Below are 8,718 nucleotides of genomic sequence, written 5' to 3'. Positions count from 1 at the left end.
TGCCTCATCATAAGTGACTGTTTTTTGTCAACCTATTTTAGGCATGCACACCCTGCAACCTGAGACCTGCAACTTGTACCCTGCACCCTGAATCAATCTCCAATTTTCTTTGAATAAAACACAACGAATATGCCTGTGAGGGAAAGAATGGCTGAAATGAAATAAAAGCAAAGGCTTACGGAAACCGCCATGTCTTTATTGAGCATCAATATGGAAGCCGCCCAAACAATGGCAATTTCACGGGCGCCCAACCCGCCGATGCTGAAAGGGAAAAGGGTAGCCAGCGTAGACAGCAGGAATATCGTAAAATAAGCGGGATACGATTCCTGGCAACCCAGGGCTTTTAAAATAAAGGCCACGGCAACCAACTGGCAGCTTTGCACCAGCAGGGCCAAAAAATGTGTTTTAAAGAACCGAGCGCAATGCAATTTAAAAAAATAACGGATCACGAAGTAGTACAATACTGTACCTGCCGCAAAACCACCGGCTACCAGCCATGTATAACCGCCAAACAGGGGTACTGTTAATGAAAGTATTACAAGAATGAAGGCGAGCGCCCATAGCCCGCTCAGCCTGTCGAAGAAAACAGCACTGAAAAGCTGTTTACGCGGTTTATTGTATTGCCTGTTCAGGGTAAGTATTTTATATCCGTCGCCGCCAATGCCGCCGGGTAAAAAAATATTATAGAACATTCCCTGTATATACAATATGATATTGCCTTTAACGGCTATGGGTAGTTGAATATTCCTGAAAAAATTCAATAAGCGAAAGGAAGAAATGACCTGGGAAACGGCGAAAAACAACAGGGCAGGAACGAACAGCCATACCGTTGCATTGTCCCATATGCGGGATAATGCCTGCAAATCTATTTTTGTATAAACCACCCATAAGGTAATGCCGGTAACCGCTATTTTTAAAAAGAGCTTACCGGTATTCCACATCTTTTTTTTGTCCATGTACAATGCGCCTGATCTGGTACGTTTTTTTATTTCCTGATTCAAAATATATGCGGATACTGATCTCGGCCAGGAAGCCAATGGTTATTAGCTGTATTCCGCCCAGCAAAAGTATTAAACCTAAGATCAATAAAGGCTTGCCCCATATGTCGTGTCCCGACAGTTTTAGTATCAGCAAATAAATATTGGTTATCATTCCGATAAAAAGCATAATAAAGCCTATACCACCAAAAAGGTGCATAGGCTTTTGAATATACTTCCTGAAAAACACCATCGTAATTAAATCAGACATCACTTTAAAGGTGCGCCCCAGTCCGTATTTCGATTTCCCGAACTGACGGTGATGATGCTTTACATCTACCTGCACGATGCTGGCGCCCTGTAGCTTGGCCAGCACAGGTATAAAGCGATGCATTTCGCCATATAAGCCCAGGTCGTCTGCTATTTCTTTTTTAAATACTTTTAATGTGCAGCCATAATCTTTAATGTGCACGCCGGTTAGCTTCCTGATCAGGTAATTAGCCATGCGGCTGGGCAGTTTACGTAGCAGGAATCCATCCTGCCGGTTCTTACGATTGCCTGCCACCACATCCCAGTCTTCGGTTTTGAGTTTATGGAGCATGTGCGGGATATCACTGCTGTCGTTTTGCATATCGCCGTCTAACAAGGCCACATACCTGCCTGTGGCATGCTCTATTCCTGCTGTCATGGCGGTGCTTTGCCCGTAATTTTTCCTTAGTTCAATTAAGGTGATCCTTTCATCGGCTATGGTTCTGATCGCTTTTTGCGTCCCGTCTGTAGAGCCGTCATCTACAAAAATTACTTCATAATCAATACCCGATAAGTCAACCCTGAGTTTTTCCACCAGGCGGCCAACATTTTCTACTTCATTTAAAACCGTTATTACTATGGAAAGTTCAGGTGTCATAACTGTATTTTAATGTGAAACCTTTAGCAGGTATAAGGTGTCCAACTGGCTTTGCCTGGTAGCGGGGTTCAGGAATGATGCTTTCAAACGGCTGATGCGAAAATGCTTACCCTCATATATTTCGGCAGGGGGAATAGCAGCCAGCTTTAATGAATCCATACCTTTTGTATCTGTAAGCAGCCAGAATGCATCACCCTGTTTATTTTTAATATCATCTAAAAAGAGGGTAGGAGAGAGGTGCCTGGTTTTGAAATCAAATGCAAAATTATAAGTATTGTAAAAGTAAGTTGCTGAAAGATCAATTTGTTTTTCTTTTGCAATAGCAGCCAGGTTCAGGCCGCCTTCATACCGCAGCAACTGCGGGTAGAAGAAAGAAAAAAGTATAAAGTTCACTAATGCAATTCCGGTAACGCTAACCGTGGCAATTTTCATCAGCGGCTTCTTGTTATTGAGCGCCCACCAGCCTGTATACAAAACGGCTGCAAGGGCAGGTAAGCCTGTAAGAACGATATTGACGTCAAAGCTCCACACGCATAAAATAACTACGAGAACAACAATAAGCATGGCAATGATGGCTTGAAGCCGGGTAATAATGCGTAAAGGCCTGTTGCGGGATTGCGCATCCAGCTTCACCAGCTTAGCCGCAGTTAATATAGCCAGAAAAGGAAAAAGAATATTCAGATAATGCGGAAGCTGAAACTGTGAACCGGAGATCACTATAAAAACAAACACAACAGTTCCTATAGTGAAAGCTTCGGTGTTGTGCAGGAATGCCAGCCTGGTTCTCCACAAATCTTTTAACCGGCTGCCTGCGGCATAGTAAGCCAGGAGCGACCAGGGCAGGAATGCCCATAGCAGCGTATGAAAATAAAAGAAGTAATCTTTTTTACCGCCCCCCCAGTTTTTCCCATCCAGCCGTTCAATGTTTTGTCCCCATAAAATAAATTTTACACCCGAAATATGGGTCATTCCCCTGATCTCTTTTTCGGGATGCAGGTCGAACTGCAGGTAGTAGCAATACAGTACCGGGAGCATGAACACAAGGGTAAGCAACGCTATAGCTACCCATTTTATGTGAAACATGCCGGCAAAGTTGCGTTTATACAGCAGGTAAAAAAACAAGGCTGCGCAGGGAATAACAATACCTGCCATGCCTTTGGTTGAAAACCCGAGTGCCATAAATAAGGCTGCTGCTATTATGTTATACCATTTTTTTGTTATGCCGGCTTCCAGCAATTGCCAGGCTGCCAGGATGATGCAGGCCGTGAGTATGGCATCCATGCGTACATCCATGCAGGCAAGGATAAAGGCCTGGGCGGAAGCTAAAATTAACGCTGCAAGCCTTCCTGTTTCCGCATTGTACAGGCGTTTGCCCGTTTTGTAGGTGGCCCAAACAGCGGCAATGCTAAACAACAGGGAAGGCAGTTTATAAGCGAAGGGCGTTACACCAAATAAATGATAGCAGGCTGCGGCCAGCCAGAAAAGTAAATGCGGCTTATCTAAATAATCTTTTCCGCGGTCTATCAGATCTACGTAGTTATTGTTTTGGTACATGTGAAGGGCGATATTGGCATGGTGCGCTGCATCGCCGTTCATCAGGGGGATGAACAACCCTAGAATATAACAAACACTTAAAAGAAAGTATAAAAAAAAATATTGCTTCTTATCCCCGAAAGACATCATGATTATAATGTATAAGATTTTTCTTCCGGCGAGCCGGGCTTACATTTTTAGCCCGCAAAGTTATCTTATTCGTGAAACTAATCTGCTATAATCTAGCTTAGTATAGGGGTGTTCAATCCTGTTTGTGGTTAACATTATATTGCCGCGCTAATTCACAACAATTTCGCTCAGGAATATCCATCCGGGGCTTCCTTTGCTATTGTGCCATGGCGGTAGTGAGGCAACAGGATGAAGTATGATCTTCAGGCAATGCAGTTCTGCTGTTGTTAACTGAATGTTTTCCTGTAAGGATCTTGCCGGTTCATTTTTTTCGGGTACGCGGGGGGCCAGTTTACCCAGCAATTGCATATGGCCTTCATCCATTCCGCCCCACACTTCTACTTTTGCGGGAGGAAAAATATGACCGCCTGTATTCTGCAGCATCTGCAGCAATATATTTTTGGGAGTAACCTTATTATTAAAGAAGAAATAGTACGCCGCTTCATTTTTCTGATAGCCCAGCCATTCTCCGTTAGAGAAGTTAGCGTAATCACCCAATGCGCCATCCGTAAGCAAACCGGGTGTTTCCGCACTGTATTTCGGATCGGGTTTAGTGATAAAGGATATAGAATCGGGCGCAAATCCCTGCTTAATGAAAGCAGCCTGCACCGGGGTGCTTCCGTACCATCCTTTTTTGTAGGCATTTGCAATCAGCGTAACCGATTCATTAATAGCAACAGGTTCGGTATATAGCAGGCCGCTCACACTGTCGGGTGGCGTTCCATCTAAAGTATACCGTATATCCACTCCTTTAAAAGGATGGCGGATCTCAATTGTTGTTGTTTTATTAAAGATGCCCTGCGGCGTTTTTATAACGGGAGGACTCAACGCTACCATTACATCTCCATTGTCTATGAAACCCGTTTCAATGTATACGTTTGAAAACTTAGCTTTAAGCGGCTGAAGCTGCACGCTGTCTATTTTAGTATCCCATACAAATACCGATTTCAGTTCCGGGAGTGGTAATATTTTTTCTAAGGCGGGGGCCGTAACAGCAGTGCCCGACAACGTTAGTTCACGCAGCTTGGTTAAGGTGCCTAATTGCTCTACTCCCTTCGCAGTAACATCCGTATAATTAAGGTTAAGCTTCTCTATGTTAGTGAGTTGCCGGATCAGTTTTATGTCTTCATCTTTCACCGGCAGGCGGGAAAGGTTCAATTCAACGATTTGTTGTTTTAATGGCAGGAGTTCTTCCAATGCTTTTGAAGTAAAAATATTACGGCCATATAAATTAACCGAAAGCGCCGGTGAGTTTTTTCCCAGGGGCACAATTATGCGGTAGTTATTATTTAAAGCAAGTATTTTCTTTTCGTCTGCCGCTTTAAAATCATATACGGGCTGTGTGGGTACAGCAGGCTGTAAATAAGCGGTGGCCAGTATACGGAAAGTATCCTGTTCGGGAAGGCTGAATAATTTATCTTCGGTTGCCGCGCCTGCTTTTATCCAGGCATATAACAGCGCAGATTCCGTTTCTGTTAATTGCGGTTTGGAAGCGGGGGGCATATGTTTCTTGTCGTCCATTGGTAAATGCAGGCGCCGGATCAGCAGGCTGGTGTCGGGCTGACCCGGGATGAACAATGGTCCCGATTTACCGCCTGCCAGAAGGCCCTCCATATTTTCGAGCAGCAATTCGCCCTTGAGTTTTGATGTACTGTGGCAGCTTGTACATTTGCTTTCCAGGATGGGTTGAATTACATCGGCAAACACAACCGCTTTATCGGGCGGCGTTAAATCTCTTTGCTGCTTTTGAATGGGCGCCAGCACATAGTTTTCTCCATGGGTTAGGTTAGCGCCCCAATGCCCTGTTATGATAATGGTAAAAGTGGCAACAATGGTAAACAGCTTCGTAAATACCACATGCTTTACCAGGAAATTATGGTAGGAGTAAAAAAGAAACCCCAGTATTGCGATGCTTACACCGCCCCATTTGTGCAGGAGTAATACATTGCCTTCACCGGCATCTTCCAGCGATAATAACATGCCTAATATAGCGGTAATTACTGCCGATAAAGCCGCCACAAGCCGCAACAGCGCAAGCCATTCATTGTCCGCTCCTTTACCAACGGGGATCCACATTGTAAAAAAAGAGATCAGCAGCAAAACGATAGGGAAATGAAGGAACATAGGATGCAATCTGCCAGCTACGGCAAGCCACGAGGGGATCTGCAGGAAACTTTCAAATACTACTAAAAAAAGAAGAAAGACCATGCTGCCGAATAATATCCCACCACCAATTCTTTTAACTGTTTGCATGTATGTTGCTATAATTTTTAATTGTTGTATATATCAACCTGCTTCACCTGTTTACATCAACAAAGCAATACCGGTGTTGTGTAAAACAAATGTGAAACCTGCCAGCCGGCAGGCTGGCGTAAGAAGGTGAGAGATGGTGAATAGTGAGCGATGAAATTCACTATGCACTTCCACACCCTTATTACCCCGCGGTCTGACGCTCCTTCATCGCGTACCGGCCGCGGCATTTTTGCTGTCCAGCTTCTGACATTTATCTTCTCACGCTTCAGGTCTCACCACTCACCACTTACTACTTACCACTTACCACTTACTACTTATCACTTACCATCACACCCTGCTGAACTTGTACGGGTATACTTTGTTTGACGCCCATTGTGCCACGTAAATGCTTCCTTCATCATCAACGCACACATCATGCGGATGAACAAATATTTTTTCCTTCTGCAACATGGGCTGTAATTTTCCGTCTTTGTATACCGGCGCTGTTCCGCCGATATTGGAAACCACTTTATTGTTTTTATCTAATATGGTTACAAAGCCGGTTCCCGGAGCATTTAAGTCGGGTGAGCGCAATACCGCGGCATACAGGTGATCGCCATGTATAACCGGCCGGCAAACACAGGCGCCGGGCAATTCAATTACTTCTATCAGCTTTCCGTCTAATGAAAATCTTTTAAAGCAGTTGCGGGTACGGTCGGTGATCAGTAAAGTAGGGGTTCCCTGCCTGCTGTCAACCGTTATGCCATGCGCATTGTCGAGGTTGGCCGTGGTATCTCCTTTGCCTCCGAAGAAATGCTTCAGTTTCCCTTTTTCATCATAGTGCATTATATATTGCGCGCCATAGCCATCGGCAATATAAAAATCTCCGTTATCAAGCACTGTTGTTTCTGTAGGAACAAATGCTTCTTTGTTTTTATACACGCCGGTCTCTTCCGGGTAGTCTATAGTAAACAGCAACCTGCCATCTATTGTTGTTTTATATACCTGGTGCTTACTGGTATCGGTAATAAAGAGGTATTCTTCTCCACCGGCACGATGTAGTGTTAGCCCGTGCGCGCCCGGAAATTGATGGCCCCAGCTTTCTTTTAATTTGCCCGATTTGTTGTAGATAAGAATATTGTTTTTTGTTTCATTTGTAAGTAAAACAATACGTCCCTTCTTATCCTGTATCATTTCGTGGCAGTCATTTACAGGATATTTTTCGGGGTTTAAGGCGCCCCATTTTACATTCATGCGATAGCGCATATCATTGTGCCCGTACACGGGATCATTTTTTCCGGCAAACATATCATTGGTAATAGCCATGGCGCCTGCTGCAAACCCGGCGTTTTTTAAAAATTTTCTTCTGTTCATAAGGGGATAAAAAATAAATTAAAGTATAATTTAGCTATAGAACGATTGCTATGCAATAATATCCCTGACCACCGTACCAGACACATCCGTTAACCTGTACCTTCTTCCCTGGAAGCGGTAGGTAAGTCTTTCATGATCAAAGCCCAGCTGGTTTAAAATGGTAGCATGAAAATCGTTGATGTGTACCGGATTCTTAACAATGTTATACCCGAACTCATCGGTTTCTCCATAAACCATTCCGGGTTTAATGCCGCCTCCGGCCATCCAGATGGAAAAGCAGCGGGGATGATGATCCCTGCCGTAATTATCTTCACTCATAGCGCCCTGGCAATAATTGGTTCTGCCAAACTCACCGCCCCATATTACTAACGTTTCATCTAATAATCCTCTTTGTTTGAGATCGGTGATCAATGCGGCGGACGGCTGATCCACATCTTTCGCCTGCCCTCTCATTTCATTAGGCAGGTTGCCATGCTGATCCCATCCCTGGTGATATAATTGTATAAAGCGAACGCCGTTTTCCGACAGCTTGCGTGCCAGCAGGCAATTGGCGGCATAGGTACCGGGTACCAGGCATTCCGACCCGTAGAGCTTTACAATATCGTCCGATTCTTTTGATACGTCCATGATTTCCGGTACAGCGGTTTGCATCCGGTAAGCCATTTCGTACTGCTGTATTTTGGTAGCAATTTCGGGATCGCCAAAATTTTTGAGCTGTATTTCATTCAACGCAGCAACCTTGTCTAACATTTTGCGGCGGGCTTCCCTGTCCATACCATCAGGATCCTGTAAATATAAAATAGGGTTTTCACCGCTGCTGAACTGCACGCCCTGGTGAATGGAATCTAAAAATCCGTTCGACCATAATTTCGAATATACGCCCTGCCCGTTTCCTTTACCGCGGGACAGCAGCACACAAAAGGCAGGCAGATTTTTATTTTCCGTTCCCAGTCCGTAGCTCACCCATGAACCCATGCTGGGGCGGTTTCCCTGCTGCGCGCCGGTTTGAAAAAAGGTTAAAGCCGGATCGTGGTTGATGGCTTCGGTATGCAGGGATCTTACGATGCAAAGGTCATCTACCACCTTGGCCATGTGCGGGAATATTTCGCTTACCCACGCACCTGATTGCCCATGCTGGTTAAATTTATAGTAAGAGCCTACCAGCGGAAATGATTTTTGCCCGGAGGTCATGCCCGTCAGCCGCTGTCCCTGCCGGATGGATTCGGGTAGATCCTGTCCCATCATTTTATTGAGCGTGGGCTTATAATCAAATGTTTCCAATTGGGAGGGTGCGCCATTCTGGAACAGGTAGATCACTCTTTTTGCTTTAGGCGCAAAATGAGGGATGCCGGGCATAAATCCCGCTTCTTCTTCCACGGCTCCGTCAAAAAGACCGGGAATGAGAAGGGAGCCGAGGGCGGCGCTGCCGAGCCCGATGCTCATACGCGATAAAAACTTACGGCGGTTAATATTCAGCCCGTGTTGTAATAATTCTTTATCCATCAC

The 8,718-nt window shown here is 44.9% G+C and carries 6 protein-coding genes; all 6 read right to left on the bottom strand.

Annotated elements, in window-relative coordinates:
- Positions 1-92 precede the first annotated feature (92 nt).
- The 6 genes from PLE34_RS13820 to PLE34_RS13795 all read right to left on the bottom strand — a co-directional run bounded on the left by PLE34_RS13820 (position 93) and on the right by PLE34_RS13795 (position 8,715).
- Positions 93-956: a lysylphosphatidylglycerol synthase transmembrane domain-containing protein gene (locus tag PLE34_RS13820; protein WP_324557898.1), complete on the bottom strand. Its 864-nt coding sequence runs from the start codon at positions 954-956 to the stop codon at positions 93-95.
- Positions 925-1,884 carry a glycosyltransferase family 2 protein gene (locus tag PLE34_RS13815; protein WP_324557896.1) on the bottom strand — a complete coding sequence of 320 codons (960 nt, stop codon included), beginning with the start codon at positions 1,882-1,884 and terminating at the stop codon, positions 925-927. Before PLE34_RS13815 ends, PLE34_RS13820 begins: the two co-directional genes overlap by 32 nt.
- Positions 1,885-1,893: 9 nt before the next feature.
- On the bottom strand, positions 1,894-3,495 hold the full coding sequence (locus tag PLE34_RS13810; protein WP_324557895.1) for a glycosyltransferase family 39 protein: 1,602 nt from the start codon (positions 3,493-3,495) through the stop codon (positions 1,894-1,896).
- A 219-nt stretch (positions 3,496-3,714) separates the two neighbouring features.
- The gene (locus PLE34_RS13805) at positions 3,715-5,859 is read right to left on the bottom strand and encodes a c-type cytochrome domain-containing protein (RefSeq protein ID WP_324557893.1); all 2,145 of its coding nucleotides are present in this window, start codon (positions 5,857-5,859) and stop codon (positions 3,715-3,717) included.
- Positions 5,860-6,186: 327 nt separating this feature from the next.
- A complete protein-coding gene (locus PLE34_RS13800) occupies positions 6,187-7,212 on the bottom strand; it encodes a twin-arginine translocation signal domain-containing protein (protein ID WP_324557891.1) in 1,026 nt (341 codons plus the stop codon).
- 48 nt (positions 7,213-7,260) lie between these two features.
- A complete protein-coding gene (locus PLE34_RS13795; RefSeq protein WP_324557890.1) occupies positions 7,261-8,715 on the bottom strand; it encodes a DUF1501 domain-containing protein in 1,455 nt (484 codons plus the stop codon).
- Between the last annotated feature and the right edge of the window lie 3 nt (positions 8,716-8,718).

This window comes from Agriterribacter sp. (assembly GCF_035445465.1).
GTDB lineage: Bacteria > Bacteroidota > Bacteroidia > Chitinophagales > Chitinophagaceae > Agriterribacter.
This window is presented reverse-complemented; position numbering and strand designations above follow the sequence as displayed.

Excerpts from the sequence above, each read along its gene's own strand:
- PLE34_RS13820 (WP_324557898.1), bottom strand. The coding sequence starts at position 956 with ATGGACAAAAAAAAGATGTGGAATACCGGTAAGCTCTTTTTAAAAATA.
- PLE34_RS13815 (WP_324557896.1), bottom strand. The coding sequence starts at position 1,884 with ATGACACCTGAACTTTCCATAGTAATAACGGTTTTAAATGAAGTAGAA.
- PLE34_RS13805 (WP_324557893.1), bottom strand. The coding sequence starts at position 5,859 with ATGCAAACAGTTAAAAGAATTGGTGGTGGGATATTATTCGGCAGCATG.
- PLE34_RS13800 (WP_324557891.1), bottom strand. The coding sequence starts at position 7,212 with ATGAACAGAAGAAAATTTTTAAAAAACGCCGGGTTTGCAGCAGGCGCC.
- PLE34_RS13795 (WP_324557890.1), bottom strand. The coding sequence starts at position 8,715 with ATGGATAAAGAATTATTACAACACGGGCTGAATATTAACCGCCGTAAG.